The organism is Microbacterium aurantiacum (genome assembly GCF_002872075.1).
Classification (GTDB): Bacteria; Actinomycetota; Actinomycetes; order Actinomycetales; family Microbacteriaceae; genus Microbacterium; species Microbacterium aurantiacum_A.
The window spans coordinates 106,664-131,194 of the sequence record NZ_PGGU01000005.1 but is presented as its reverse complement, the minus strand read 5'-3'; the positions used below and the strand labels follow the sequence as shown (position 1 = coordinate 131,194).

Annotated in this window: 29 protein-coding genes; 4 read left to right on the top strand and 25 right to left on the bottom strand. The window is 67.4% G+C overall.

Features of this window, described 5'->3' with window-relative positions:
- Positions 1 to 10: 10 nt before the first annotated feature.
- The gene (gene hflX / locus CUR96_RS03560; RefSeq protein WP_102191915.1) at positions 11 to 1,516 is read right to left on the bottom strand and encodes a GTPase HflX; all 1,506 of its coding nucleotides are present in this window, start codon (positions 1,514 to 1,516) and stop codon (positions 11 to 13) included.
- A gap of 70 nt (positions 1,517 to 1,586) precedes the next feature.
- Here hflX and CUR96_RS03555 point away from each other — a divergent pair, with 70 nt between their 5' ends.
- The gene (locus CUR96_RS03555) at positions 1,587 to 2,231 is read left to right on the top strand and encodes a class I SAM-dependent methyltransferase (RefSeq protein ID WP_102191914.1); all 645 of its coding nucleotides are present in this window, start codon (positions 1,587 to 1,589) and stop codon (positions 2,229 to 2,231) included.
- A gap of 3 nt (positions 2,232 to 2,234) precedes the next feature.
- Here CUR96_RS03555 and CUR96_RS03550 read toward each other — a convergent pair whose 3' ends face one another.
- The 20 genes from CUR96_RS03550 to CUR96_RS03455 form a co-directional block, all read right to left on the bottom strand.
- Entirely contained in the window at positions 2,235 to 2,897 is a 663-nt protein-coding gene (locus CUR96_RS03550; protein WP_245861071.1) for an HAD family hydrolase, read from the bottom strand.
- Positions 2,897 to 3,769: a diaminopimelate epimerase gene (dapF, locus tag CUR96_RS03545; RefSeq protein WP_102191913.1), complete on the bottom strand. Its 873-nt coding sequence runs from the start codon at positions 3,767 to 3,769 to the stop codon at positions 2,897 to 2,899. Before dapF ends, CUR96_RS03550 begins: the two co-directional genes overlap by 1 nt.
- Before the next feature lie 22 nt (positions 3,770 to 3,791).
- Positions 3,792 to 4,238, bottom strand: coding sequence for a GNAT family acetyltransferase (locus CUR96_RS03540; RefSeq protein WP_102191912.1), 447 nt, complete (start codon positions 4,236 to 4,238; stop codon positions 3,792 to 3,794).
- 63 nt (positions 4,239 to 4,301) lie between these two features.
- Positions 4,302 to 4,832 (bottom strand): dihydrofolate reductase family protein, encoded by a 531-nt coding sequence (locus CUR96_RS03535; RefSeq protein ID WP_102191911.1) that lies wholly within the window; start codon positions 4,830 to 4,832, stop codon positions 4,302 to 4,304.
- A 37-nt stretch (positions 4,833 to 4,869) separates the two neighbouring features.
- Positions 4,870 to 5,781 (bottom strand): tRNA (adenosine(37)-N6)-dimethylallyltransferase MiaA, encoded by a 912-nt coding sequence (gene miaA / locus CUR96_RS03530; RefSeq protein ID WP_102191910.1) that lies wholly within the window; start codon positions 5,779 to 5,781, stop codon positions 4,870 to 4,872.
- Positions 5,782 to 5,824: 43 nt separating this feature from the next.
- On the bottom strand, positions 5,825 to 7,372 hold the full coding sequence (gene miaB, locus CUR96_RS03525) for a tRNA (N6-isopentenyl adenosine(37)-C2)-methylthiotransferase MiaB (RefSeq protein ID WP_102191909.1): 1,548 nt from the start codon (positions 7,370 to 7,372) through the stop codon (positions 5,825 to 5,827).
- A gap of 74 nt (positions 7,373 to 7,446) precedes the next feature.
- Positions 7,447 to 8,202 carry a regulatory protein RecX gene (locus tag CUR96_RS03520; protein ID WP_102191908.1) on the bottom strand — a complete coding sequence of 252 codons (756 nt, stop codon included), beginning with the start codon at positions 8,200 to 8,202 and terminating at the stop codon, positions 7,447 to 7,449.
- Positions 8,203 to 8,204: 2 nt separating this feature from the next.
- A complete protein-coding gene (recA, locus tag CUR96_RS03515; protein ID WP_102191907.1) occupies positions 8,205 to 9,254 on the bottom strand; it encodes a recombinase RecA in 1,050 nt (349 codons plus the stop codon).
- A gap of 281 nt (positions 9,255 to 9,535) precedes the next feature.
- On the bottom strand, positions 9,536 to 9,760 hold the full coding sequence (locus CUR96_RS03510) for a DUF3046 domain-containing protein (protein WP_102191906.1): 225 nt from the start codon (positions 9,758 to 9,760) through the stop codon (positions 9,536 to 9,538).
- A 16-nt stretch (positions 9,761 to 9,776) separates the two neighbouring features.
- Positions 9,777 to 10,085 (bottom strand): helix-turn-helix domain-containing protein, encoded by a 309-nt coding sequence (locus CUR96_RS03505; protein ID WP_102191905.1) that lies wholly within the window; start codon positions 10,083 to 10,085, stop codon positions 9,777 to 9,779.
- A 165-nt stretch (positions 10,086 to 10,250) separates the two neighbouring features.
- A complete protein-coding gene (locus CUR96_RS03500; RefSeq protein WP_102191904.1) occupies positions 10,251 to 10,739 on the bottom strand; it encodes a CinA family protein in 489 nt (162 codons plus the stop codon).
- The gene (pgsA, locus tag CUR96_RS03495) at positions 10,736 to 11,329 is read right to left on the bottom strand and encodes a CDP-diacylglycerol--glycerol-3-phosphate 3-phosphatidyltransferase (RefSeq protein ID WP_102191903.1); all 594 of its coding nucleotides are present in this window, start codon (positions 11,327 to 11,329) and stop codon (positions 10,736 to 10,738) included. The genes CUR96_RS03500 and pgsA overlap by 4 nt, the downstream gene beginning before the upstream one ends.
- A complete protein-coding gene (locus CUR96_RS03490) occupies positions 11,329 to 14,037 on the bottom strand; it encodes a DNA translocase FtsK (RefSeq protein ID WP_102191902.1) in 2,709 nt (902 codons plus the stop codon). Before CUR96_RS03490 ends, pgsA begins: the two co-directional genes overlap by 1 nt.
- Positions 14,038 to 14,104: 67 nt before the next feature.
- Entirely contained in the window at positions 14,105 to 14,596 is a 492-nt protein-coding gene (locus tag CUR96_RS03485) for a GNAT family N-acetyltransferase (protein WP_102191901.1), read from the bottom strand.
- A gap of 23 nt (positions 14,597 to 14,619) precedes the next feature.
- Entirely contained in the window at positions 14,620 to 16,296 is a 1,677-nt protein-coding gene (locus tag CUR96_RS03480) for a ribonuclease J (protein WP_102191900.1), read from the bottom strand.
- 68 nt (positions 16,297 to 16,364) lie between these two features.
- Positions 16,365 to 17,342 carry a 4-hydroxy-tetrahydrodipicolinate synthase gene (dapA, locus tag CUR96_RS03475; RefSeq protein ID WP_102191899.1) on the bottom strand — a complete coding sequence of 326 codons (978 nt, stop codon included), beginning with the start codon at positions 17,340 to 17,342 and terminating at the stop codon, positions 16,365 to 16,367.
- A 28-nt stretch (positions 17,343 to 17,370) separates the two neighbouring features.
- Entirely contained in the window at positions 17,371 to 17,790 is a 420-nt protein-coding gene (locus tag CUR96_RS03470) for an EF-Tu/IF-2/RF-3 family GTPase (RefSeq protein ID WP_102191898.1), read from the bottom strand.
- A gap of 45 nt (positions 17,791 to 17,835) precedes the next feature.
- Positions 17,836 to 18,597 (bottom strand): SDR family NAD(P)-dependent oxidoreductase, encoded by a 762-nt coding sequence (locus tag CUR96_RS03465; RefSeq protein WP_102191897.1) that lies wholly within the window; start codon positions 18,595 to 18,597, stop codon positions 17,836 to 17,838.
- Positions 18,597 to 19,073 (bottom strand): dihydrofolate reductase, encoded by a 477-nt coding sequence (locus CUR96_RS03460; RefSeq protein ID WP_102191896.1) that lies wholly within the window; start codon positions 19,071 to 19,073, stop codon positions 18,597 to 18,599. The genes CUR96_RS03465 and CUR96_RS03460 overlap by 1 nt, the downstream gene beginning before the upstream one ends.
- The gene (locus tag CUR96_RS03455; protein ID WP_102191895.1) at positions 19,070 to 19,879 is read right to left on the bottom strand and encodes a thymidylate synthase; all 810 of its coding nucleotides are present in this window, start codon (positions 19,877 to 19,879) and stop codon (positions 19,070 to 19,072) included. Before CUR96_RS03455 ends, CUR96_RS03460 begins: the two co-directional genes overlap by 4 nt.
- A gap of 107 nt (positions 19,880 to 19,986) precedes the next feature.
- Between CUR96_RS03455 and CUR96_RS03450 the strand changes: the two genes are divergently transcribed.
- The 3 genes from CUR96_RS03450 to CUR96_RS03440 all read left to right on the top strand — a co-directional run bounded on the left by CUR96_RS03450 (position 19,987) and on the right by CUR96_RS03440 (position 21,505).
- Positions 19,987 to 20,400 (top strand): thioredoxin family protein, encoded by a 414-nt coding sequence (locus CUR96_RS03450; RefSeq protein ID WP_102191894.1) that lies wholly within the window; start codon positions 19,987 to 19,989, stop codon positions 20,398 to 20,400.
- A 21-nt stretch (positions 20,401 to 20,421) separates the two neighbouring features.
- Complete coding sequence (locus tag CUR96_RS03445) at positions 20,422 to 20,994, top strand: DUF4395 domain-containing protein (protein ID WP_102191893.1); 573 nt, start codon at positions 20,422 to 20,424, stop codon at positions 20,992 to 20,994.
- An 85-nt stretch (positions 20,995 to 21,079) separates the two neighbouring features.
- Positions 21,080 to 21,505: an OsmC family peroxiredoxin gene (locus CUR96_RS03440; protein ID WP_102191892.1), complete on the top strand. Its 426-nt coding sequence runs from the start codon at positions 21,080 to 21,082 to the stop codon at positions 21,503 to 21,505.
- Here CUR96_RS03440 and CUR96_RS03435 read toward each other — a convergent pair.
- From CUR96_RS03435 to CUR96_RS03420, 4 genes are all read right to left on the bottom strand, one after another.
- Complete coding sequence (locus CUR96_RS03435; protein WP_102191891.1) at positions 21,480 to 21,947, bottom strand: hypothetical protein; 468 nt, start codon at positions 21,945 to 21,947, stop codon at positions 21,480 to 21,482. The two genes, CUR96_RS03440 and CUR96_RS03435, sit on opposite strands and share 26 nt — an antisense overlap.
- Positions 21,947 to 22,687: a 4-hydroxy-tetrahydrodipicolinate reductase gene (gene dapB, locus CUR96_RS03430; protein ID WP_102191890.1), complete on the bottom strand. Its 741-nt coding sequence runs from the start codon at positions 22,685 to 22,687 to the stop codon at positions 21,947 to 21,949. The genes CUR96_RS03435 and dapB overlap by 1 nt, the downstream gene beginning before the upstream one ends.
- A gap of 68 nt (positions 22,688 to 22,755) precedes the next feature.
- Positions 22,756 to 23,358, bottom strand: coding sequence for a histidine phosphatase family protein (locus tag CUR96_RS03425; protein WP_102191889.1), 603 nt, complete (start codon positions 23,356 to 23,358; stop codon positions 22,756 to 22,758).
- A gap of 81 nt (positions 23,359 to 23,439) precedes the next feature.
- A complete protein-coding gene (locus tag CUR96_RS03420; RefSeq protein ID WP_102191888.1) occupies positions 23,440 to 24,468 on the bottom strand; it encodes an aldo/keto reductase in 1,029 nt (342 codons plus the stop codon).
- Between the last annotated feature and the right edge of the window lie 63 nt (positions 24,469 to 24,531).

Genomic DNA, 24,531 nt, shown 5'->3' with positions numbered 1-24,531 from the left:
TCGTCCTTCCTCAGCGGACGAAGGGTGCCAGCTCAGCGGCCAGCCGCGCGGAGACGTGCGCATGCACGACGGTGCCCTGCTCGCCGTGTTCCGCCGACAGCAGCATGCCGGTCTCGTGGATCGCTGCGACCAGATCTCCTCGGTCGTAGGGCACGACGGCATGGATCTCGACAGCCGGCTTGGGAAGGGCGTCCTCGACGGCGGCGCGCAGCTCTTCGATACCCTCGCCGGAGCGGGACGACACGAAGTGCGCATTCGGTTCGAGGCCCCGCAGCACGAGACGGTCGTCATCGCCGAGAAGGTCTGCCTTGTTGATGACCACGATCTCCGGGAGATCGCGGGCACCGACATCACCCATCACGTCACGCACCGTCTGCAGCTGACCGGCGGGATCGGGGTGCGAGCCGTCCACGACGTGCACCACGACATCGGACTGGCCCACTTCTTCGAGGGTCGACCGGAACGCTTCGACCAGCTGATGCGGAAGGTTGCGGACGAAACCGACGGTGTCGGTGAAGGTGTAGACACGGCCATCGGCCGTCTCGGTGCGGCGCACCGTGGCGTCGAGCGTCGCGAACAGTGCGTTCTCGACGAGCACCCCGGCGCTGGTCAACGCGTTGAGCAGGCTCGACTTGCCGGCATTCGTGTATCCGGTGATGGCGACCGACGGGATCGTGTTGCGCTTGCGCTCGGCGCGCTTGGCCTCGCGGGCCGGCCCGAAATCACGGATCTGCCGGCGCAGCAGCGCCATCTTGGTGCGGATGCGGCGACGGTCGAGTTCGATCTTCGTCTCACCGGGTCCACGAGAACCCATACCCGCACCGCCGGCACCGACCTGGCCACCGGCCTGGCGGCTCATCGAGTCACCCCACCCGCGCAGTCGCGGAAGCAGGTACTCGAGCTGAGCCAGCTCGACCTGCGCCTTGCCCTCTCGGCTCTTGGCATGCTGGCTGAAGATGTCCAGGATCACGGTGGTGCGATCGATGACCTTCACCTTGACGACGTCTTCCAGTGCTCGTCGCTGGCTGGGCGCGAGCTCCGTGTCGGCGATGACCGTGTCGGCGCCGGTGGCGGCGACGATGTCCTTGAGCTCCTGCGCCTTGCCTCGGCCGATGTACGTGGCGGCATCCGGGTGCGGCCGTCGCTGCAGCACACCGTCCAGGACCACTGCTCCGGCGGTCTCGGCGAGGGCGGCGAGTTCGCGCAGGGAGTTCTCGGCGTCCGCCTGCGCTCCCTGCGGATACACGCCGACGAGCACGACATTCTCCAGACGCAACTGGCGGTACTCCACCTCGGTGACGTCCTGGAGCTCGGTCGAGAGTCCCCCGACGCGACGCAGGGCATGGCGATCCTCAAGATCCCACTGTGCCCCGTCGGTCGCGGAGTGCGCGGCCGTCGCCTCGTCCTGCAACGCCTGCGCCGCTCCGAACACGCGCACTTCCGAGCGCTTCTCGGCGTTCGCGAGCACGCGGTCGAGCGCCTCGTCTCCGTTGGAGGGTGTCGAGGTCTGCGTCATCTAGTCCCTGATCTTTCCGCTTTTGTTTCGAGCCTTAACCTTAGCCCTCGGTCTCCGGTACGCTCACCGTATGGGGTCCGATCACTACTTCACTGCAGCCCCGGCAAGCCCCGAGAACCTGCGCGCGATCCGTGTGACGCTCGCAGGCCGTGAGCTGGATGTCACCACCGCCGGTGGCGTCTTCAGCCCGGATCGTCTGGATGCCGGTACCGCGGTGCTCTTCGCCAACATGCCTCCGGTCCCTCCGGGCGGCAATCTTCTCGACCTGGGCAGCGGGTGGGGCCCCATCAGCCTGACGATGGCGCTCGCAGCTCCGCATGCGACAGTGTGGGCCGTCGACGTGAACGAGCGGGCGCTCGATCTCGTCCGCCGCAACGCCAGAGCGCTCGGCCTCACCAATATCAACGCCGCGCTGCCCGATGATGTTCCCGAAGACGTGACGTTCCGAACGATCCGGTCCAACCCGCCGATCCGCGTGGGCAAGGACGAGCTGCACAGCCTGCTCGAACGATGGATCCCACGACTCGACGAGAGGTGCGACGCCTGGCTCGTCGTGCAGCGCAATCTCGGTGCGGATTCGCTGCAGCGATGGATCGGTGCGACCTTCCATCCGGGCTACAGCGTGCACCGCACCGCCACGGGCAAGGGGTACCGCGTGCTGAAGGTGCGCAAGCACGGAACGCCGCCCACCGAGCCGATCCTCGTCGCGGAGTAGCCCCTACGCGCCGGGTGTGATCCCGAGGAGCTCGGGCAATTCGGCCATGTCTGCGAAGACGATCGTGTTCTCCCCCGCCAGCCATTCTGCCGGCGTCAGGCCCCCGCAGTACCCGAAGGCCCGCATTCCCGCCGCCCGCGCGGCTTCGACTCCGAATCGACTGTCTTCGATGACGACGCAGCGCGACGCAGGCACGCCCATGCGCGACGCCGCGTGCAGGAACAGATCCGGAGCAGGCTTGCCGTTCTCCACCTCGACCGCGCTGAATATCCTGTCCTCGAACCTGGAGAGGAGACCGGTCAGCCCGAGTGTGAACCGGATCTTCTCGTGGGTCCCGCTCGAGGCGACGCATGTCTCGCTGCCGATCGCATCGAGCGCCGTGACCACTCCGGGGACGGCCTCCAGATCGCGCGTGAACACCTCCCGGTACCAGGGCTGATACCGAGTCTCCCAGTCGTCCGGCAGGGCGTGCCCGAGATGGGTCTCGACTTCGGCCCGGAAATGCGCATCCGAACGGCCGACGAACCGGTGCACGATCTCATCCGCGGTCAGCTCCCAGCCGAGCTCGGACAACACCCGTCTGTCGATCTCGACGGACAATGTCTCGCTGTCGACCAGGACGCCGTCGCAATCGAAGATGACCAGATCGATGGCTTCCGGCAGCATCAGACCAGGTCGATCTCGCCTCGGAACACGAGCTGAGCGGGACCGGAGAGCGCGACGTGCTCGCCGTCCTCCGCCGCGAACATGCGCACGCCGAGAGTGCCACCTGGGATCTCCACGCGCCAATTGTCCGGCGCCTGCTCCCCCGCCCAGTATCGGACCGCCAAGGCGGTCGCCGCGACTCCGGTTCCGCAGCTCTGCGTCTCTCCGACGCCGCGCTCGAAGACGCGCATCCGCACGTGTCCGATGCCGTCGCGGACCAGAGGCTCGCCCGGCACGACGAACTCGACGTTCGCCCCCGCCGGCAGGGCGGGCTCGAGTACCGGCGCCCGGTGCAGTTCGAGGGTGGCGAGCTCCTGATCCGAGGCGAGCGCGACGACGACGTGCGGGTTCCCGACATCGATTCCGAGACCCGGCCGGGTGACGGCGAGGCCCTCGACGTTCACCAGCGGGTCGTCCCCGGAGAGCCGCCAGCGACCGAGATCGACCTGGTAGCCCGTCTCGCTCCGGGTGACGTCGCGCACGCCGGCACGGGTGCCGATGGGGAGCGTCGAGCCGGGCTCGAGCGTCGCGAGGCCCGATCGCAACAGGTAGTGCGCGAACACGCGGATGCCGTTGCCGCACATCTCGGCGATCGATCCGTCGGCGTTGCGGTAGTCCATGAACCATTCGGCGTCCGGCTCCTCAGCGAGTGCTGCCGCCCCGGCGTCGATCGCCGAGGAACGGACCACCCGGAGGATGCCATCGGCACCGATGCCGAAGTTCCGATCGCAGAGCACCGCAACCTGCTCGACCGTGAGGTCGATCTGTCCGTCAGGGTCGGCGATGATGACGAAATCGTTGCCCGTGCCATGTCCCTTGGTGAATGCGACCATTCGCCCAGTCTAGAGTTCTCGTCTATGCGTCAGCGATCAGCCGCTTTCCGGTGTTGGACACGGTGAACCGCTCATACCCGAGCCGATCGTAGAACCCGAGCACATCGTCATTGCCGTCCCGCACCATCAGCTGCACCTTCGGGCAGCCCATCGCATGAAGAAGCCGCTCTGCTTCCGCGACGAGACTCCGTCCGATGCCCTGCCCGCGGTGGTCGTCGGCGCTGGCGAGGTAATACAGCCACCCGCGATGGCCGTCATAGCCCGCCATCACCGTTCCGACGATGCGCTCAGCATCCGTGTCTGCCGACGCCGGAACACCTGCGACCAGGAACAGCTCGGGCTGAACGGACATCTTGCGCTCGATATCGAGACGGGGATCGTTCCAGGGGCGGGTGAGACCCGCCTCTTCCCACAGTGCGACGACGCCGTCCGCGTCCTGCGGCCGGAATGCGCGAATCCGCCAATTCATCGTCGACCCTCCTCGTCGGACCCGGTGTCCGCGAGTCCGAGTCTAAAGTCGCTTGGCGCGCACTCAGCCACGGACGACGCGATACCGCCCGCACATGAAGTTGCGATTGCGTGCGACCTCGAGGAGCTCTAGGTCGAGTGCACGCGGAAGCAGCGGTGCACCGGACCCCAGCGTCACCGGTGCGTACTGCACCCAGATCTCATCGATCAGTCCCGCATCGGAGAACTGTCCGACCAGACCTCCCCCGCCGACGATCCAGAGGTCCCGCTCGCCAGCCGCTGCGGTCATCTCGGCATGCACGGCGGTGACGTCGTCGCGCACGAAGCGGACGTCGGCCCCATCCGGCACAGGCAACTCTCGATGAGTGAACACCCAGGTCGGCTGTGCGTATCCCCACGGCTCGCCGGCGGTGTTGCGAAGCACCCACTCATACGTGGAAGCGCCCATCGCCAGGGCGCCCATCCCCTTCTCGAACTGGGTGTAGGCCATCGGCCCCTCGAGGTCGATGTCCTGCTTCAACAGCCAATCGAGCGAATGCTCGGTGGTCGCGATGAAGCCGTCGAGACTGGAGGCGGTGTAGTAGTAGGTGGTCATCGCACCAGGGTCGCACCAGCATCCGACATCGGCCAGGTCAGTACTCGAGCAGCACTCCAGGGTCGACCGGGGGCTCATGCCACTCCAGACCGGTGTACCGATTGAACCAGGAGACCTGACGTCGCGCATAACGGCGGGTGAGCGCCTGCGTCTGCGCGATCGCCTCCGCTTCGCTCATCGTGCCATGGAGCTGCCCGAGGGCCTGCGCGTAGCCGATGGCGCGGCTGGCAGTGATGCCCTGCTCGATCCCCCGGCTGCGAAGGCCGTCGACCTCGTCGAGGAGGCCGGCCGCCCACATCCGCTCGACCCTCGCATCGAGCCGCCCGACGAGTTCCGCGCGATCGACGCGGAGCCCGATGATCCGGGTGCGGGGATGCCACAACACGGGTTTCTCGGGAAGGGCGGCGCCATGCGTCTCGGCCCCCTGTTCGATGACTTCGAGGGCGCGGATGATCCGACGGCCGTTCTTCGGGTCGACCCGAGCAGCCGTCACCGGATCGAGGACACGAAGCCGATCCAGCAATGCAGCGGTCCCTTCGCTCTCCAACTCGCCCTCGAGCCGCGCCCGCACCACCGCATCACGCGGCGGGAAGCGGAAGTCGTAGATCACGCTCGACACGTAGAGTCCGGAGCCGCCCACCAAGATCGCGTCGCCGCCGCGACTGTGGATATCGGAGATCGCCTCCCGCGCCAACGGCTGATACCAGGCGACGGCAGCCTCGTCGGTGACATCACGCACGTCGAAGAGATGGTGCGGGATGCCTCGCCGCTCCTCCGGCGCCAGCTTCGCGGTGCCGATGTCCATGCCGCGATACAGCTGCATGGCATCGGCGTTCACGATCTCGGCCGGATTGCCTGTGTTGCGAAGCGACTCGGCGAGATCGAGGGCGAGGTCGCTCTTACCGGTTCCCGTTGCGCCGACGATCACCCAGAGACGGGGCGCATCCACCGGGAAGCCGTCTCCCTCTCCGGAACCCGTCGAGCGTGCCGAATCAGGCACCGACGCGGAGCGTGGGCAGTCCGAGCACGACCGCGCGGGGTGCACCGTCGCCGGACGGCGCAGGAACCGCGCAGGATTCCGACTGCGCGCGGTCCCAAGCGTCACCTCCACGGGTCCGTCGAATCCGCAGGGGGCTCCCGGTCGGGTCGTCGGCGAGCAGATGAAACGGCGCGGCGTGCGTGATCGTCGCCGTGACCACATCACCGGGCCGAGGCAGGTCGGAATGCGGGGTCACCTCGAAGTGCACCAAGCGGTTGTCCTCTGCCCTGCCGGTGAGACGGTGCGTCTCCGCATCCTTCTTCCCCTCGCCCGTCGAGACCAGCACCTGCACCTCACGGCCGACCTGCTTCTGGTTCTCCTCGAGCGAGATGCGCTCCTGCAGGGCGATGAGGCGGTTGTAGCGCTCCTGCACGATCTCCTTCGGCACCTGATCTTCCATCGTCGCCGCAGGCGTGCCCTCGCGAATGGAGTACTGGAAGGTGAAGGCCCCGGAGAACCGCGACTGTTCGACGACGCGCATGGTGTCCTCGAAGTCCTCATCGGTCTCGCCGGGGAAGCCCACGATGATGTCGGTTGTGATCGATGCCTGCGGGATGCGTTCGCGAACACGGTCGAGGATGCCGAGGAACCGCTCACTGCGGTAGGAACGGCGCATCGACTTCAGGATGCGATCGCTGCCCGATTGCAACGGCATGTGCAGCTGCGGCATCACGGCCTCGGTCTCGGCCATCGCGTCGATGACGTCGTCGGTGAAGGCCGCGGGATGCGGGCTCGTGAAGCGGATGCGCTCCAGGCCCGCGATCTCACCGGCCGCACGCAGGAGCTTTCCGAAGGCGTGGCGGTCACCGAACTCGACGCCGTAGGAGTTGACGTTCTGTCCGAGCAGGGTGACCTCGATCGCGCCGTCCTCGACGAGGAGACGGATCTCGTTCAGGATGTCGCCGGGACGGCGGTCCTTCTCCTTGCCGCGCAGACTCGGCACGATGCAGAAGGTGCAGGTGTTGTTGCAGCCGACCGAGATCGACACCCAGCCGCTGTGCGCCGAGTCCCGCTTGGTCGGCAGCGTCGACGGGAAGACGTCGAGCGACTCGAGGATCTCGAGTTCGGCTTCGCCGTTGTGTCGAGCCCGCTCGAGCAGTCCGGGAAGAGAGCCCATGTTGTGCGTGCCGAAGACGACGTCGACCCAGGGCGCCTTCTCGAGCACGGCCTGCTTGTCCATCTGCGCCAGACATCCGCCGACGGCGATCTGCATGCCGTCCTTTCGACGTTTGACCGACGCGAGGTGTCCGAGAGTGCCATAGAGCTTGCCCGCGGCGTTGTCACGCACAGCGCAGGTGTTGATGATGACCACATCGGCCTCGGCGCCATCGACGGCTCGCACGTAACCGGCGCTCTCCAGCGATCCGGAGAGCCGCTCTGAGTCATGCACATTCATCTGGCACCCGAAGGTGCGCACTTCGTAGGATCGCTGTCGGCCGTCGGCGTCGACGGCCGCCGACGACGCACTGATGATCGTCGGTTCGCTGCGCGGGATAGTCATGGTGTTCCCATTGTACGAGCGCTCCACCGTAGAGGCCCTCCGACCGCCGCCCCTGCGGGCCGGGTCGCGAGGGCTCAGTCCGACTCGACGAACCGGACGCCGGAGGAGGGCTGCCCGAACGTCGCCTCGGTCAGAGCCGTCCGCGCGGCCGTCATCGCGACCGAGCCGTTGTATCCCCGCCGGGACAGCTGACCGACGAGCCGTCGGAGCGCTGTCTCATGGTCGAGACGCGACAGGGATCGCGCCTTGGTACGGGCGAACTCCAGCGCACGCTCGGCGTCGTCGTCGGGAACCTCGTCGAGCGCCGCGGAGATCACGTCTCGCGGGATCCCGCGCTGTGCGAGTGCCCGCGACAGAGCCACTCGTCCCAGGCCCTTCCGTTCGACACCGGAGGTGACGAGATGCCCGGCGAGGATCGCATCGTCCAGGTACCCCCGCCTGCAGAAGTCGTCGATCACATCGTCGATCTGCGACGACTCGATCGCGAATCCCTTCAGCACACCTCGGGCCTCCGAGACCGAGAGCGATCTGGTGCGCAGCTTTCGCACCAGCGCCTCCTCAGCGACCTTTCGGGTCTCGTCAGGGTCCGGTGCCGGCGTCGGCGCATCGTCAGCATCCGAAGCGCTCGATTCTGCGTGCGGGCGCAACGCGCGCAGACGCGGCGCGGTTCGGCGTTCGGCTGCCCCACGTGCGGGGTGCCGATCGCTCGGTGTGCCCTCTTCAGGTTCTGAGACTGGCGTCTCCGATCCGCTCTTCACGCCGAAGAGCGGGATGACGGGGGCGAGACGATCTGCGATGCCGTCCGCCCCGCCCCCGTTCTCATCGATCATGATCAGGCCGGTCGACGCTCTGCGAGCTCGTCGGTCGCAGCAGCCGCGACCGCCGGCGCACCGATGCCGAGCTTCTGCTTGATCTGAGTCTCGATCGCCAAAGCGATGTCGGGGTTCTTGAGGAGGAACGTACGGGCGTTCTCCTTGCCCTGACCGAGCTGATCGCCGTCGTAGGTGTACCAGGAGCCCGACTTCTTCACGATGCCGTGCTCGACGCCGAAGTCGATGAGGCTTCCCTCACGGGAGATGCCGATCCCGTACAGGATGTCGAACTCGGCCTGCTTGAACGGCGGGGCCATCTTGTTCTTCACGACCTTGACCCTGGTACGGTTTCCGACTGCGTCGGTGCCGTCCTTCAGCGTCTCGATGCGACGGATGTCGAGTCGCACGGATGCGTAGAACTTCAGCGCCTTGCCGCCGGCGGTCGTCTCAGGCGATCCGAAGAAGACGCCGATCTTCTCACGCAGCTGGTTGATGAAGATCATGGTGGTGTTGGTCTGGTTCAGGCCACCGGTCAGCTTGCGCAGCGCCTGTGACATGAGCCTGGCCTGCAGACCCACGTGCGAGTCGCCCATCTCGCCTTCGATCTCGGCGCGGGGCACGAGCGCCGCGACGGAGTCGATGACGATGAGGTCGATGGCACCGGAACGCACGAGCATGTCGGCGATCTCGAGCGCCTGCTCTCCGGTGTCGGGCTGCGACACGAGAAGGGCATCGATGTCGACGCCGAGCTTCGCCGCGTAATCAGGGTCGAGCGCGTGCTCGGCGTCGATGAAGGCGGCGATTCCGCCGGCGCGCTGCGCGTTGGCGATCGCGTGCAGGGTGAGCGTCGTCTTACCCGACGACTCCGGGCCGTAGATCTCGACGATGCGGCCGCGCGGCAGGCCCCCCACTCCGAGGGCGACGTCGAGGGCGATCGAGCCGGTGGGGATGACGGCGACGGGTGCTCGATCATCGCTGCCCAGCCGCATGACCGAGCCCTTTCCGAACTGCCGGTCGATCTGGGCGAGGGCTGTTTCCAGGGACTTCTCGCGGTCGGCGGGTGATGGCATGATGTGCTTCCTTCTGCTCGCGTGGTGCCGCCTGTAGGCTGTCGCGGCCGACCCGGCTGGGACGAACTCTCCGACAAGGCGTATGGCTCTGGGCCATGTCTTCACCGTAGGAGGGGCCTCCGACATCGCGTCGCCGAACCCGAGAACTGTGGAGAGACAAGTCTCGAAACCATCTGTGCAGAAGAATACGCCCGCTTCGAACAGATCTTCGACGACACGCCGAGATCTGCACACCATCGCCCGCACACATGGATCAGCGCGAAGAGGGCGCATCGACGGGATCAGCGTCCTCGGGGCTCCAGACGCCCGGCGCCGTAGCGTCGCTCCGACGGCACATCCATTTCCTCGCACAACGCCAGCCAGATGTCGCGCGGCGGCATGCCGAAATCGAGTGCCTCCATGGCCGTCCGGTTGCCGAGCGGCGTGAGAACGAGGTCGTTCAGCAGAGCCGACGCACGTACCGAGAACTCGTCATCGACGGCGCGGAGGAATTCACTGCGACGCATCGAGGTCCGTCGCCGGTCAGTGGAGGGAGAGCTGCGGCTCGATCGATGCCACGAGGTCGTCCGGGACGACATCGGGGAAGACCTGGATGCCCTCGAGAACGGAGATGCGGTCGCCGACTTCGCGCATGATCGTCGAGATGGGCACATCGAGCGCGTCGGCCACGGAGGCGAGGATCTCGCTGGACGCCTCTTTCTGCCCGCGCTCGACCTCGCTGAGGTAACCGAGGGCTACCGATGCCTTACCTGCGACCTGACGAAGAGTGCGACCCTTCTGCAGGCGGAAGTCCCTGAGCACATCGCCGATTTCCTGTCGAACAAGAATCATCAGAACCCCCTCTCCATCTTCCCCGGAATCCTCCGGGGGATCGCCAGTCTAACCCGACCTGACTCCATTGAATCTACTGTTTCTCGCTGTGGTTTCGTTGTGAAGGACCTTGACAAGGGACGTGGTGTGATCCGCACATCATTCACAACGGATTCGCGTTCGCCACTATTCCCGGAGCGCCGTCAGCGTCGCGGCGATCGCAGCGTCGACCGACTGCCGTCGAACCGCGGCACGGTCCCCCGTGAAGAGGAACGTGCGGGAGGTCCTGAGTCCGGGCGCCACGATCCCGATGTGCACCGTGCCGACCGGTTGACCGTCGGGTGAATCCGGTCCCGCGATGCCGGTGCTCGCGATGCCGACGTCAGCCGGAGCTCCGGCGATCGAGAGCGCACGACGCACACCGTCCGCCATCTGCACGGCCACTTCCGGGTGGACGGGACCATGATCCTCGAGCAATGAGGCGTCGACGCCGAGCAGAGTGTGCTTGACCGTGGTGGCGTACGCCACCACGCCGCCGCGGAAGACCTCGGAGGCACCGGGAACGGTCACGATCTCCGCTGCGATCGCTCCACCGGTGAGGGACTCGGCGACGCCGAGACTGAGCGCGCGTGATCGCAGCAGGTCGAGCAGCGCTGCCGCATCCGCCGTCGTCATGAACCCGGCTGGCCGCGCCGCCCGCCGCGAACCTGCGCGACGATGTAGTCGACGCCGCTCGCCACGGTCAGCAGCAGCACGGCGATCATCAGCACAGCGGTGATGAGAGCCCAGAGGTCGAGGCCGATCAGCACATGCAGCGGGAGGAGCGCCCACGACAGCGCGACAGCCTGCACCATCGTCTTCAGCTTGCCCATCCACGCCGCTGCGACGATGTGCTGCTTCGCGACCATGAAGCGATGGATCGTGATGCCCCACTCGCGGACGAGGATGATCACGACGAACAACCAGCCGAACGCGCCGAGCTCGCCGAGAATCGCAAGACCGATGAACCCGGCACCGGTGAGCAGCTTGTCGGCGATCGGGTCCCACAGCTTGCCGAAGTCACTGACGATGTCGTACCGCCGCGCCAGGTAGCCGTCGACCCAGTCCGTCGATATCGCGATGATGAACAGGACCGCCGCGGTCCAGCGAAGGGCGAGACCGGGGACGCCGTACGTGCCGCCGAGAAGCAGCAGCACGAAGAAGACGACGGCGAGCGGGATGCGGACGACCGTTATCGCGTTGGGCAGCTGTCGGGGAATGGCCATCAGTCGCGACCCGTCAATCCCCAGGCGTCATCCTCGCCATCTCCCTCGGCTTCGACGACGGGGAGGCCCTCGAACTGCGCTTCCACCGGGTCGACACCCCGGAAGCCCGAGGTCGGAGCCGGAGCCGCGGCAGGAGGAGCAGCCGGTGCGTCATCGCCACGAAGGGTCGCCATGACATCGGCCAGCTGCTCGGCCGTCACCAGAACGTCGCGGGCCTTGGACCCTTCGGACGGGCCGACGATCTCTCGAGACTCCAGCAGATCCATCAGACGCCCTGCCTTGGCGAAGCCGACCCGCAGCTTGCGCTGCAGCATCGAGGTCGACCCGAACTGCGTCGAGACGATGAGCTCTGCGGCCGCGAGCAGCAGCTCGAGGTCGTCGCCGATGTCCTCGTCGACTTCCTTCTTCTTGTGCTCGATCGCTTCCTGCACGTCGGCTCGATAGTCCGGCCGAGCCTGGCGGGTGACGTGCTTGACGACCGCCTCGATCTCCTTCTCGTCGACCCACGCACCCTGGAGGCGGAACGGCTTCGACGAGCCCATCGGCGAGAACAGCGCGTCACCCTGCCCGATGAGCTTGTCGGCACCCGGGCTGTCGAGGATGACACGGCTGTCGGTGACGCTGGTCACGGCGAACGCGAGCCGAGAAGGCACGTTCGCCTTGATCAGACCGGTCACCACGTCGACGCTCGGTCGCTGCGTGGCGAGGACCAGGTGGATACCGCTGGCACGCGCGAGCTGGGTGATGCGGACGATCGAGTCCTCCACATCACGAGGGGCGACCATCATCAGATCGGCGAGCTCGTCGACGACGACCAGCAGATACGGATACGGCTTGAGCACCCGCTCGCTGCCGACCGGCACCTCCACCTCGCCGGCGCGCACCGCACGGTTGAAATCGTCGATGTGACGGAATCCGAACGACGCGAGGTCGTCGTACCGCATGTCCATCTCCTTCACGACCCACTGCAGCGCCTCGGCGGCCTTCTTGGGGTTCGTGATGATCGGGGTGATCAGGTGGGGCACGCCGGCGTAGCTGGTGAGCTCGACGCGCTTGGGATCGATCAGCACCATCCGCACATCCGTCGGCCGGGCACGCATCAGCAGGCTGGTGATCATCGAGTTCACGAAGCTGGACTTTCCGGAGCCCGTGGAACCGGCGACCAGGAGGTGCGGCATCTTGGCCAGGTTCGCGATGACGATGTTGCCACCGACGTCCTTGCCGACACCGATCGTCATCGGGTGCGTGCTCTTCTGCGCCGCAGGCGATCGCAGCACGTCGCCGAGCGCGACCATCTCCTTGTCGGCGTTCGGAATCTCGATGCCGATCGCGCTCTTGCCGGGGATCGGCGAGAGGATGCGCACATCGTTCGAGGCGACCGCGTAGGCGAAGTTGTTGCTCAGCTGCAGGATCTTCTCGACCTTGACGCCGTGGCCGACCTCGACCTCGTACTGGGTCACCGTCGGGCCGCGTGAGAACCCGGTGACCTTGGCGTCGACCTTGAACTGCGTCAGCACGTTGGTGATCTGCTCGATCACCTTGTCCGTGGCATCGGAGCGCACCACGGAGGGCGGCCCCTCACTGAGCACAGCGGGCGGGGGCAGGATGTACGGCGCGACCGGCGCCTGCGGACCGCGCTCCCCCGGTCCTGCGGTGCCGAATCCGTCCAGGCCCGGCAGCTCAGGCAGTTCACCGGTGTCGGAGGCGTCGTCGAGCAGCGCCGTCGTCTGCTGCTCGGCGAGAGCATCGGTGACGGAGCGCACATCCGAGAGCACCTCGGTGGCGGCGTCGTACGGGTCGGCGACGATCACGGCCTGGTCATACGCCGGAGTGGTGTCGGGGGTGGAGAGAAGGGCGGTGATGTCACCGGAGCCGAGCGTCCCCTCATCCGGATCCTCCTCGCGCCCCGTCTTGTTCCGGCGCCACCATGGCAGCACATCGGGATCGTCGACCTTGTCGGCTTCATCGACCGCCGATGCCTCCTTCGAGGGCTTCTCGATGCGCTCGGCGTCGAACATCCAGGCGTAGAGGTCGCCGAGGCGGGCGCCGATGCGGTTCGGAGGGGTCTTGGTGAGGATGAGGACGCTCAGCGCCGCCAGCAGCGACAGCACGATGAACGCGACGATCGGGTTGAGGAACGCGAGCGGTTCGCCCAGCATCCAGCCGAAGAGCCCTCCGGATTCGCTGAGCGCGAGCATCCCCTGCTTGGGCTGCGGACGGGCGCCTGCGACGTGGCAGAAGCCGGCCAGCGAGAGGACGAAGAGGCCGAATCCGATGCCGATCCGCCCGTTGTCGTGCACGGACGAAGGATGCCGGAACAGCCACCCTGCGAGCAGGAGCAGCAGCACGGGCATCACGAACGCCGCGCGGCCGATGAGCGCACCGACCGAGAAGGCGCTGATGTTCGCAGCGACCTCATTGCCGATGAAGAACCACTCGTTCACCGCACCGGCGGCGGCCAGCAGCACGAGAAGGAACGGGAAGCCGTCGCGACGGTCGTCCTTCTCGAGGTTCTCCGGTCCGAACGCACGGAACAGCCCGCCCACGCCATGCGCAAGCCCGATCCAGGCGCGAACGGCCAGCGGGGGCTTATCGATCTCGTCGATGTACTTCTTGGGAGCGGCCTGAGCCTTCGGAGCCGCCTGCCGCTTCGGGCGAGGCGATGCACTCGCAGACGCGCGCTCGGATTTCGTGGTGCTCCTGGCCATGCACTCACGCTACGTCCCGGCACCGACGTTTCCGCGTAATGACGCGGCTTTCCGAGGGATTCTCCGTTCAGCCGAGGCGCTTCACCATGATGTCGCGGACCTGACCGCTCTCGGTCACGGCGAATCCCTCGGAGCGGTACAGGGTCGCAGCATGGTTGCCCCGCTGCACGCTCAGGCTGATCAGGCGATAGCCGGCCCCACGGGCGTGATCGCTGACCTCGCGGATCAGCGCACGGCCGACTCCCCTGGCCCGCCAGATCGGCCGCACTCCGATGATGAGCTCCGGGATCCCGGTGCCCACATATCCGAAGCCGGGATCGCTCCGCGGCAGCGTGCGGTACCACGCCGCGCCGATCGGCTCGCCGAATTCGTCCAGCGCGAGGAATCCGGCATCGCCGGGGCGCATCCAGCCGGCGAGATACCGGCGGTACTCCGCGCTGGCGATCACCTCATGCCTCGGACGGACGCCATCGAGCTGCCAGTTGGCGGCCTCGACCACCATCTCGGCGAGGAACCCGCCGTCAGAGACGGCTGCGGGGCGAACGCGGAACGCGGACATGCCGCGAGTGTACCGACGGCGTGTTACGCCTCGATGACGAGCGGAACGATCATCGGACGACGACGCAGCTTCTGGTTCACCCAGCGCCCGATCGTGCGCCGGATGACCTGCGACAGCGCATGCGTGCCCTGCACGCCGTTGGCGGATGCCTCCTTGAGGGCGGCGACGATCTTCGGCGTGATGTCGTCGAAGACCGAGTCGTCCTCGGCGACGCCACGCGCATGGATCTCCGGCCCGGAGATGATGCGTCCGGTGCCCGCGTCGACCACGACGATCACCGAGATGAAACCCTCCTCGCCGAGGATCCGCCGGTCCTTCAGGTCGGCATCCGTGATCTCGCCGACGGTGGAGCCGTCGACGTACACGAAACCGATGTCCAGCTGGCCGGCCACGCGCGCATCGCCGTCCTTGAGGTCGATCACAGTGCCGTTGGCGGCGATGAACGTGCGCTCCTCGGGCACCCCTGTCTCCTGCGCGAGCTTCGCGTTGGCGTACAGGTGCCTCGATTCGCCGTGCACGGGGAGCACGTTCTTCGGCTTGAGGATGTTGTAGCAGTAGATCAGCTCACCCGCAGCCGCGTGGCCCGAGACGTGCACCTTGGCGTTGGCCTTGTGCACGACATGGGCGCCGAGACGGGTGAGTCCGTCGATGACGCGGTAGACCGCGTTCTCGTTCCCGGGGATGAGGCTGGACGCGAGGATCACGGTGTCGCCCTCGCCCACCTCAATCGCATGGTCCCGATTCGCCATCCGGCTGAGGACGGCCATCGGCTCGCCCTGCGATCCGGTCGACATGAAGACGATCTTGTCGTCCGGGAGGTCGCGCGCCTTCTTGTAGTCGATCAGCACGCCGTCCGGCACCGTCAGGTAGCCGAGGTCCGCAGCGATCGTCATGTTCCGGACCATGCTGCGTCCGAGAAGCGCCACTCGCCGGCCGTGAGCGGCAGCGGCGTCGAGCACCTGCTGCACGCGGTGGATATGGCTGGAGAAGCTCGCGACGATGACACGGCGGGGAGCCTTGCCGATCACCTGGTCCAGGACTGGGCCGATCGATCGCTCGGTCGGCGTGAAACCGGGCACGTCGGCGTTCGTGGAGTCCACCAGGAACAGGTCGACGCCCTCCTCGCCGAGGCGGGCGAACGCCCGGAGGTCGGTGATCCGCCCGTCCAGCGGAAGCTGGTCCATCTTGAAGTCGCCGGTGGCGAGCACGAGACCGGCGGGCGTGCGGATGGCAATCGCCAGAGCATCCGGGATGGAGTGGTTGACGGCGACGAACTCGAGGTCGAACGGGCCGACCTTCTCGTGCTGCCCCTCCTTCACGGTGAGCGTGTACGCCTTGATCCGGTGTTCCTTGAGCTTCGCCTCGACGAGCGCGAGGGTGAGGCCCGACCCGATCAGCGGGATGTCGCTCTTCAGACGCAGCAGGTACGGCACCGCGCCGATGTGGTCCTCGTGACCGTGCGTGAGGACCACGCCGACGATGTCGTCGAGGCGGTCGCGGATCGGCTCGAAGTCGGGCAGGATCAGGTCGACTCCCGGCTGATGCTCCTCGGGGAAGAGCACGCCGCAGTCGACGATCAGGATCTTGCCGTCGTACTCGAAGATCGTCATGTTTCGACCGATCTCGCCGAGGCCGCCGATCGGGATGACGCGCAGGGTCCCTTCAGCCAGCGGTGCGGGGTCTGCGATGGGGATGGACATACTGTCTCCTCTGTCGGACGCTGTGCGCGTCCGTTCGTTCGTGGGGACGCGTCTCAGCGCCCGAAATCTCAGCGCGTGGTGCCGTGCACCTTCGGCAGTGCGCCGCCGGCGGCCGCGTTGCGGTCGGGGCGGAAGTTGGAGAAGTCCGTACCGGGCACGTCGTTCACGAGATCGAGCTCGTCCTCGATGAGTGCGGCTTCCCACTCCTCCGGCCCCACCAGGGGCAGGCGGACGCGGGGGCTGGAGATGCGGCCGAGGCCGTGCAGGATGTACTTCGCGGCGACCGTGCCGGGTACATGCGTCATGACCGCCCGCACGAGCGGCTCGAGGCGCTTGTGCTCGGCTGTGGCGGCAGCCAGGTCTCCGCGGTTCACCGCGTCGACGATGGCCCGGTAGGGGGCCGCGGCGACGTTCGCGGTCACGCCGATGAGGCCGGCTGCGCCGATCGAGAGGTGCGGGAGAACGTTCGCGTCGTCGCCCGAGAAGTACATCAGGTCGGTCTGGTTGAGCACGCGGCTCACCTCGGAGAAGTCGCCCTTGGCGTCCTTCACGGCGAGGATGTTCGGGTGCTTGGCCAGGCGCATGATCGTCTCGTACTTGATCGGCACACCGGTGCGGCCCGGGATGTCGTACAGGATCACGGGCAGGTCGGTCGCGTCCGCGACCATCCGGAAGTGGGTCAGGATGCCGGCCTGGGTGGGCTTGTTGTAGTAGGGCGTGACGATCATGATGCCGTCGGCGCCGGCCTTCTCGCTGGCCTTGTAGAGCTCGATCGCATGGGCGGTCTCGTTGGACCCGCCGCCGGTGATGATCTTGGCCCGGCCCGCGGCGACGGATCTGCCGACCTCGACGAGCTTGAGCTTCTCGGGATCCGTCAGGGTCGAGGTCTCGCCGGTCGTTCCCGTCACGACGATGCCGTCCGCACCCGCGGTGATGACGTCATCGATGTGCTTCTCGACGGCGGGCCAGTCGACTTCGCCGTCGGCCGTCATCGGAGTGACGAGCGCGACGAGAACCTGTCCGAATGGATTGCCCGAGTGCGTCATGGTCCCAGCGTATCGTTTCGGATGCCGCTCACCCAGACGGAACGACCCTGATCACGTCACCGCGAGCGATGCTGACCTTCCCGCTCAGCACGAGCCCGGCGTTCACCCCCACGGACGCCTCGTCCGCCCGCTTGCGAAAGAGCTCCACGGCGGTGATGCGCGAGGCCGCGTGCTCGACGCCTCCGCGCAGGATCACCACGTCGTCGTCGACACGGACGGTGCCGGAGGTGACGGTGCCGGTCGCGACGATTCCACGACCCGTGATCGTGAACACATCCTCGACCGCCAGTTCCCCACCGGACGCGTCCTGCGACGGCGAGAACACGGTCGCATCGACGTCCACGCCTTCTCTCATGGCCGTCAGCCGGGCAGCCTCCGCCTCGTTGTAGTGACGGAGCATCTCGCTCGCGTCCTGCGGATCGCGCTTCTTCCCGAACAACCAGCCCATGCCGTCGATCCTAGGGAAGGCTCGCGACCCCGGACTCCACCGATCTCAGAAGCGTCCGCGCCGGCCGGCGCCGGCGAGCAGCGAAGACGGGAGCACGCGTGTCAGGGCGACGATCGCCTTGTACCGCCACGACGGCACCGACACGGAACGTCCGAGCGCGGCGTCCCGAAGTCCCTGTCTCACCACGGCGCGAGCATCCAGCCACATGAAGCCGGGAACGCCTTCCTGCCCGGGCGGCAGCCCCATCCGCTCGTGGAAGGAGGTGTGGGTGAACCCAGGGCACAGCGCGGTGACGCTGACGCCGTCGCGGGCATACTCCGTGTTCGCCCAGCGACTGAAGCCGACGAGCCATGCCTTGCACGCGGAGTACGTCGAACGCGGGATGAACGCCGCCACCGATGCGACGTTGATGATCCGCCCGCCGCGACCGCGCATCCCCTGCAGAGCGGCATGGCTCAACCGCATCGGGGCCTCGACGTGCAGACGCAGGTGGCGCACTTCGTCGGCGAGATCGTTGTCGGCGAACCGCAGCGAGAGTCCGAAGCCGGCGTTGTTGACGAGCAGGTCGACCGGTGCATCGGCATCCGTCAGCAGCGACGCCACCCGATCGAGATCCGCCTCATCGGTGAGGTCAGCGAGCACGACCTCGACGGCGACCCCGTGTGCTCTGCGCAACTCGGATGCCAGCGACTCGAGGGCCTCGGACGAGCGTGCCACGAGGATCAGATCCGCCTGGCGACGCGCGAGTCGACGGGCGAACTCCGCTCCGAGCCCGGCGCTCGCTCCGGTGATGAGTGCGGTGGGCATCAGCGCTCGTAACCCAGGAAGCGATAGCGGACGCCGGAGCGAGAGGTCTGCCACTCCCCCTCGTCGACGAGTCGCCATCCGGCCTTCGACGGCGCGTAGGCGTCGCCCGGGACCTGGAGATCGAGTTCGGTGACCTCCAGCCGATCGGCATCGCCGATCACCTGCCGGAAGATCTCGGCTCCGCCGATGATCCACACGCGATCCTGTCCGCGCACGGCCTCGGCGACGGTCGCCGCGCGGCGCGCTCCGTCCGCCGCCCAATCCTGCTGGCGGGTGACCACGATGTTCTCGCGGCCCGACAGCGGCCGGAAGCGCTCGGGCAGCGAATCCCAGGTCTTGCGCCCCATCACGACGGGGGCACCGAGGGTGACCTCCTTGAAGTGCGCCATGTCCTCCGGCACATGCCACGGCATGCCGCCCTCGGCGCCGATGACCCCGCCGTCTGCCTCGGCCCAGACCAGGCCGACCCAGGTCATACCGCCACCGCCGCTCGGATCGGCGCGTGATGCTGGTAGTCCTCCACCACGAAGTCGTCGAAGCGGTAGTCGGAGATCGACTCGGGGGTGCGCGTGAAACGGAGGGCCGGATACGGGTACGGATCGCGCGTGAGCTGTTCCCGCACCTGCTCGACGTGGTTGTCGTAGATGTGGCAGTCACCTCCGGTCCAGACGAAGTCGCCGGGTTCGAGACCGACCTGCTGCGCGATCATCATCGTGAGCAGGGCGTAGGAGGCGATGTTGAACGGGACGCCGAGGAACAGGTCCGCGCTGCGCTGGTACAGCTGGCAGGAAAGCCTGCCGTCGGCGACGTAGAACTGGAACAACGCGTGACAGGGCGCGAGCGCCATGTCCGGGATGTCGGCCGGGTTCCAGGCGGAGACGATCAATCGACGGGAGTCGGGCGTGCGACGGATCTGCTCGATGACGTCGGCGAGCTGGTCGATGCTCTCCCCGCCCGGGGTCGGCCACGAACGCCACTGCACGCCGTAGACCGGACCCAGATCGCCGGAGGCATCCGCCCACTCGTCCCAGATCGAGACGCCGTTCTCCTGCAGCCAGCGCACGTTCGAATCACCGCGGAGGAACCAGAGCAGCTCGTACGCGATCGACTTGAAGTGCACGCGCTTCGTCGTGATGAGCGGGAAGCCCTTGGCGAGATCGAACCGGATCTGCCGTCCGAAGACGCTCGTCGTCCCCGTGCCGGTGCGATCCGACTTGTGCGTGCCGGTCTCCAGCACGTCGCGGAGCAGGTCTTCATACGGCGTCGGGACGGCTGCGCTCATGACTGCCACGATACCCGCACCGACGTGGCGGAGGGGCGAGCGCGCGCCCGATCGTCATCGACGGAAACAACGGCCCTCGCACCCTCGGCGCGCCGTACGCTCGATCCATGTCGCCGGAAATCGCACTCACGGTCGCGGGAGCACTCCTCGTGCTCACCGTGATCCTCGGCGTCGTGCTGCGCCGCCGGGAAGGACGCCGGGTGGATGCCGGCGAACTGCGACTCCACCCCGCCGACGTCTCCGAATCCGCGCGAGGATCGAGGGCGACGCTCGTGCAGTTCAGCACCGAGATGTGCACGCGGTGCCCGCACGTACGGCGGATGCTGCACAGCTACGCCGAGCACCACGACGGCCTCCGGCACGTCGAGGTGGACCTCACGCATCGGCCCGACCTGTCGGCACGGTACAAGGTGCTGCAGACGCCGACCACGTTCCTCGTGGACGATGCAGGACGCGTCCGCGCCCGTTTCCATGGCGTGCCTCATCGGCACGCGCTCACCGAGGCCCTCGCCGCCGTCTGAGGCGCGCAGACAGGAGCAGAGATGACCCCTCCCGCAGGCATCGACCCGCGCGGCCCCCGCTTCGCCGCGAGCGTCACGGCAGCGCTGCTGCTCCTCGCGACCTTCCTCGGACTGATCGGGATCTCGACCGCGAAGATTCCCGGTGGCTGGTTCGCCATCGTCCCGAACACCGACTTCGCCTTCATCGCCGGCGACAACTGGGCGGTCCACTCCGTCGGCGTCGTGCAGCGCGCCCTCGACCCCGGATTCCTGCTCGCCCTCGCGATCGCTCTCCTCTTCCTGTGGAGTGTCGTGTCTCCGGCGACGGCGCCCTGGGGCGTGCTGTTCCGCCGCGCCATCCGTCCTCGGCTGTGGCCTCCGAGCGAACTGGAGGATCCGCGTCCTCCGCGCTTCGCGCAGGGCGTCGGCCTGTTCGTCGTCGGCATCGGACTCGTCCTCCACCTGGCCGGGGTGCCGTGGGCGCTGCCGATCGCCACGGCCGCCGCCTTCATCGCCGCCTTCCTCAACGCCGCGTTCGCATTCTGCCTCGGCTGCCAGATCTACCTGCTGCTGCAGCGCGCCGGAATCGTCGGTCGCGCAGCATCCACCGCGTGACTCCGGTTTCTTCGCCCCCGCTCGCTCGATAGGCTGGCGGGAGATCGCGACCGCATCATCGAGCAGCGCGAGAACCGGAGGAATCATGCCTGTCACGAGCGAAGCCGCAGCCACCTGGACCGGATCCCTCTTCGAGGGGTCGGGCACCGTCGCCTTCTCCTCATCGAACCTCGGAACCTTCCCCATCAACTGGAAGGCCCGCAGCGAGGGCAGCGACACGACCACCACGCCGGAGGAGCTCATCGCCGCCGCGCACGCCTCGTGCTTCAGCATGGCGTTCTCCAACATGCTGGCCGAGAACGGCACTCCCCCGGAGCGCCTCAACACGTCGGCGTCCGTGACGTTCAAGCCCGGCACCGGCATCACCGGCAGCCACCTCAACGTGAACGCCGTCGTCGCCGGCATCACGCCGGAGAAGTTCCAGGAACTGGCGAACGACGCGAAGGCCGGCTGCCCGGTCTCTCAGGCCCTGGCGGCGATCGAGATCACGCTCGAGGCGACTCTGGCGTGACCTTCCGGGCGCTCTGCTCCAGGCGGATCGCCTCACGGATGCTGACGCGGGCGTCCTTGCGACGCCCCGCCGCGTCCTGAACGACGCCCAGACGGTATCGAGCACGCCAGTCCTCCGGCGCGGCATCCGCCTCGGCCGTGTATCGGGCCACCAGCGGCTCCGCATCCGCCCGAGCGACGCGACCACTGGGTGTGAGCTCGGTCTCGGCCTCCGGCATGCCCCCCTCCGCGTCGAGCGCGCGTCCGAGCCGGTCCGCAGCGAAGCCGAACTGCATCTCACGGAAGAGCGCCCACCCGCTCAGCACCCCCAGGACGAGAAGAGCGATGCCCATCCCCACCGCCACCGGTTCTCCGACCGCGATGAACATCACTCCGAGCCAGACTGCGACAGCCAGGTAGAGCAGCAGGGCAGCGCCCATCACGCCGACGCCGATGCGCGACATCACGAGCGGATGCCGATGTCGATCATGTTCTCCAGGCCCACCACGACGCCGGTGACGTTCAACGCGAACGGTATGGCGAGCCGGATGCCGGGGGCATAAGCGAGCGCCGGATCGACCGTGTCATGAGTGAACGTCAGCGATTCACCGGGTCCCGCGAGGATCACGTCCTGTTTCGCCACGACTCCTGGGCGCCGGAGCGAGTGGATGGGCACCGTGCCGACCTGCTGACCCCGGGCGCGCTGGTCGGCGTGCGGCGCGCTCACCGGGCCCTGCTCGGCCCGGGCCGCGGCGATGAGCTCGGCGGTGCGGACCGCGGTACCGCTGGGAGAGTCGATCTTCGTCTCCCGATGGGCCTCGACGATCTCGGCCGAGTCGAAGAACGGTGCGGCTGCGGCGGCGAGTGCCGAACCCAGCACCGAACCGAGCGAGAAGTTCGGGATGAAGACGGCGCCCGTTCCGGCGGCGTCGACGAGGGGTCGGATCAGCGCGATGCGCTCAGCCGACCAGCCGGAGGTCGCGACCAGCACGTTGATGCCCCGTTCGACCGCTGCGCGCACGATGTCGATGCTCACCTGCGGGGTGGAGGCATCGACGACGAGATCGGCGCCGTCCAGTTCGGACATCGCACTCGACGACGTCAGCACCCGGGCGACCTCGAAGCCCTCGAGCTCATCGATCACGCCGTGGATGATCGTGCCGAGCTTGCCTGTTCCGCCGACGAGTGCTACCTGCGTGGTCATGGGTTCAGTCTATTTCGCCGTGCACGGAGCCGGCCGCGCGGCGCGGCGGCGTCGCCTGCAGTCGAGGATCAGACCGGCATCGCGTCGGGGACGCCGGTGCGCAGCTCGACCGGCAGGTGACCCGTGTCGTTGTGGGTCAGCAGCGTCCAGGGGCGCCCCTGCTTCTGCGCGATGACGGTCAGACCGCAGTGCGCCTGATTCAAGGTCATCCAGCGCCACTCCGGCGTTCCCAGCACTTCGCGCACGAACCAGGAGATCACGAAGTTGTGCGTGATGAGCACTTCGTGCACTTCACCCGTCTTGCGCACGAGGAACTCGTTCACGGCGTCGGCCATCTGCGCGCGGCCGGCTTCGATCTCGGCCTCCGTCACCGAGCCGAAGAACGGCTCGAAGGCCGCAGGGGTCTCCTCGGTCATGCCGGTGGGCACGCAGTCGAACAACAGCGCCGTCGGCTCGGGGTCGACGGAGGGCAGCCGCTCAGCGACGGCCCGCGCCGTCTCGTTCGCCCGCAGCAGCGGAGAATGCCACACGGCGTCGAGCGGCAGTCCGGAGAGACGGTCGGCGATCAGCTCTGCCTGACGCTGTCCTCGAGGCGAGAGGGGTCCATCGGTCAGGCCGTGCTCGGCATCCTGATGTTCACCGTGTCTGACCAGATATATGTAATGCGTCACAAACCCACTCGCTTCGTCGCAGGCATTCGCCGGGCGTCAATCCACCATATGCCACGCGTGTGACAGGGGCATGACGCGAGGTCAGTTCCCGACGCGGTTGAGGTCGGCGACCTGTGCGCGCGACAGCGTGACGCCGGCACCCTGCATCAGCTCGTCGACGTGCTCGGTCGCGAAGGTGTTCACGATGGGTGCGACGATGGTCCGCTGCGCGAGCAGCCACGCGATCGAGACCGCCGCGACCGGCACCGCGAGGTCTTCGGCGACCTGGTCGAGGGCACGAAGGATGCGGATGCCGCGCCGGTTCAACTGCCCGCGGAGCTGCTCGCCTCTGACGCCCTGCGACGTCGTCGCCTTCCTGCGGTGGCGTCCGGAGAGGAAGCCATGCTCCAGCGCGTGCGAGGGCGTGACGGCGAGATTCTGGGCACCCGCGACCAGACGGAGGTCGCCTTCGAAGGGCTGACGGCGCACGAGGTTGTACGGCGCATCGATCACCTGGATGCGTGGGTACCCTGCGGCCGCGAGGATGCGCGCCTCGACCAGCCGCTCCGGTGCGAAGCCGAAGGCGCCGACGGCGCCGATCTTTCCGGCATCCACGAGCCATTCCACAGTCGCCAGAGTGTCCTCGAGGTTCGTGGTGACGTCGAGCGTCGCATCGAGGTAGAGCACGTCGATGCGGTCGACTCCTAGGCGCGTGAGCGAACCCTCGACCGCGCGGACCAGGTTCACCGAGCCGAGGCCGGGGTTGTCGGCGTGCGCGCCGATGCGCACACTGAGAAGCGCCCGGTCGCGGTGACCGCGGGAACGCAGCCACTGCCCGATGATGTGCTCGCTGCGTCCGCCGGAGAACCCATCAGCCGTGTGGATGGCGTTGCCGCCGAACTCGATATAGCGATCGAGGATGCCGTGACTGGTCTCGAGGTCGACGTTCCAGCCGAACTCGGCGGCGCCCAGCATCATCGGGAACGTCTCGAAGCCAGTCTCGCCCAGCGGAACGCGGATGGTCTCGCCCACGCCGGGACCGACGACCGGAATCGGGGCGGACGGGTGCTCGGAGAGCTCCTCTGATGCGCGCTCAGTGGAGGCTCCTGCCCCTGCACTGAACAACCGCATACTCTTCACCCCCGCGTCAGCCGGGTCTCACCCCGGCTTGCGTACTACCGAATGCACCCCCCG

Bases quoted from the DNA above. Each gene is read 5' to 3' on its own strand.
- CUR96_RS03510 (WP_102191906.1), bottom strand. From the start codon at position 9,760: ATGCGTCGCAGTGAATTCCTCCGCGCCGTCGATGACGAGTTCTCGGTA.
- CUR96_RS03450 (WP_102191894.1), top strand. From the start codon at position 19,987: ATGTCGCCGGAAATCGCACTCACGGTCGCGGGAGCACTCCTCGTGCTC.
- CUR96_RS03465 (WP_102191897.1), bottom strand. From the start codon at position 18,597: ATGCCCACCGCACTCATCACCGGAGCGAGCGCCGGGCTCGGAGCGGAG.
- CUR96_RS03445 (WP_102191893.1), top strand. From the start codon at position 20,422: ATGACCCCTCCCGCAGGCATCGACCCGCGCGGCCCCCGCTTCGCCGCG.
- CUR96_RS03520 (WP_102191908.1), bottom strand. From the start codon at position 8,202: ATGATCGATGAGAACGGGGGCGGGGCGGACGGCATCGCAGATCGTCTC.
- miaB (WP_102191909.1), bottom strand. From the start codon at position 7,372: ATGACTATCCCGCGCAGCGAACCGACGATCATCAGTGCGTCGTCGGCG.
- CUR96_RS03435 (WP_102191891.1), bottom strand. From the start codon at position 21,947: ATGTCGCGCATCGGCGTCGGCGTGATGGGCGCTGCCCTGCTGCTCTAC.
- CUR96_RS03555 (WP_102191914.1), top strand. From the start codon at position 1,587: ATGGGGTCCGATCACTACTTCACTGCAGCCCCGGCAAGCCCCGAGAAC.
- CUR96_RS03500 (WP_102191904.1), bottom strand. From the start codon at position 10,739: ATGACGACGGCGGATGCGGCAGCGCTGCTCGACCTGCTGCGATCACGC.
- CUR96_RS03420 (WP_102191888.1), bottom strand. From the start codon at position 24,468: ATGCGGTTGTTCAGTGCAGGGGCAGGAGCCTCCACTGAGCGCGCATCA.
- CUR96_RS03480 (WP_102191900.1), bottom strand. From the start codon at position 16,296: ATGTCCATCCCCATCGCAGACCCCGCACCGCTGGCTGAAGGGACCCTG.
- CUR96_RS03505 (WP_102191905.1), bottom strand. From the start codon at position 10,085: ATGATTCTTGTTCGACAGGAAATCGGCGATGTGCTCAGGGACTTCCGC.
- CUR96_RS03460 (WP_102191896.1), bottom strand. From the start codon at position 19,073: ATGACCTGGGTCGGCCTGGTCTGGGCCGAGGCAGACGGCGGGGTCATC.
- pgsA (WP_102191903.1), bottom strand. From the start codon at position 11,329: ATGGCCATTCCCCGACAGCTGCCCAACGCGATAACGGTCGTCCGCATC.
- CUR96_RS03535 (WP_102191911.1), bottom strand. From the start codon at position 4,832: ATGACCACCTACTACTACACCGCCTCCAGTCTCGACGGCTTCATCGCG.
- hflX (WP_102191915.1), bottom strand. From the start codon at position 1,516: ATGACGCAGACCTCGACACCCTCCAACGGAGACGAGGCGCTCGACCGC.
- dapA (WP_102191899.1), bottom strand. From the start codon at position 17,342: ATGACGCACTCGGGCAATCCATTCGGACAGGTTCTCGTCGCGCTCGTC.
- CUR96_RS03540 (WP_102191912.1), bottom strand. From the start codon at position 4,238: ATGAATTGGCGGATTCGCGCATTCCGGCCGCAGGACGCGGACGGCGTC.
- CUR96_RS03440 (WP_102191892.1), top strand. From the start codon at position 21,080: ATGCCTGTCACGAGCGAAGCCGCAGCCACCTGGACCGGATCCCTCTTC.
- recA (WP_102191907.1), bottom strand. From the start codon at position 9,254: ATGCCATCACCCGCCGACCGCGAGAAGTCCCTGGAAACAGCCCTCGCC.
- dapB (WP_102191890.1), bottom strand. From the start codon at position 22,687: ATGACCACGCAGGTAGCACTCGTCGGCGGAACAGGCAAGCTCGGCACG.
- CUR96_RS03455 (WP_102191895.1), bottom strand. From the start codon at position 19,879: ATGAGCGCAGCCGTCCCGACGCCGTATGAAGACCTGCTCCGCGACGTG.
- CUR96_RS03485 (WP_102191901.1), bottom strand. From the start codon at position 14,596: ATGTCCGCGTTCCGCGTTCGCCCCGCAGCCGTCTCTGACGGCGGGTTC.
- CUR96_RS03490 (WP_102191902.1), bottom strand. From the start codon at position 14,037: ATGGCCAGGAGCACCACGAAATCCGAGCGCGCGTCTGCGAGTGCATCG.
- CUR96_RS03550 (WP_245861071.1), bottom strand. From the start codon at position 2,897: ATGCTGCCGGAAGCCATCGATCTGGTCATCTTCGATTGCGACGGCGTC.
- CUR96_RS03470 (WP_102191898.1), bottom strand. From the start codon at position 17,790: ATGGGCTGGTTGTTCGGGAAGAAGCGCGATCCGCAGGACGCGAGCGAG.
- dapF (WP_102191913.1), bottom strand. From the start codon at position 3,769: ATGGTCGCATTCACCAAGGGACATGGCACGGGCAACGATTTCGTCATC.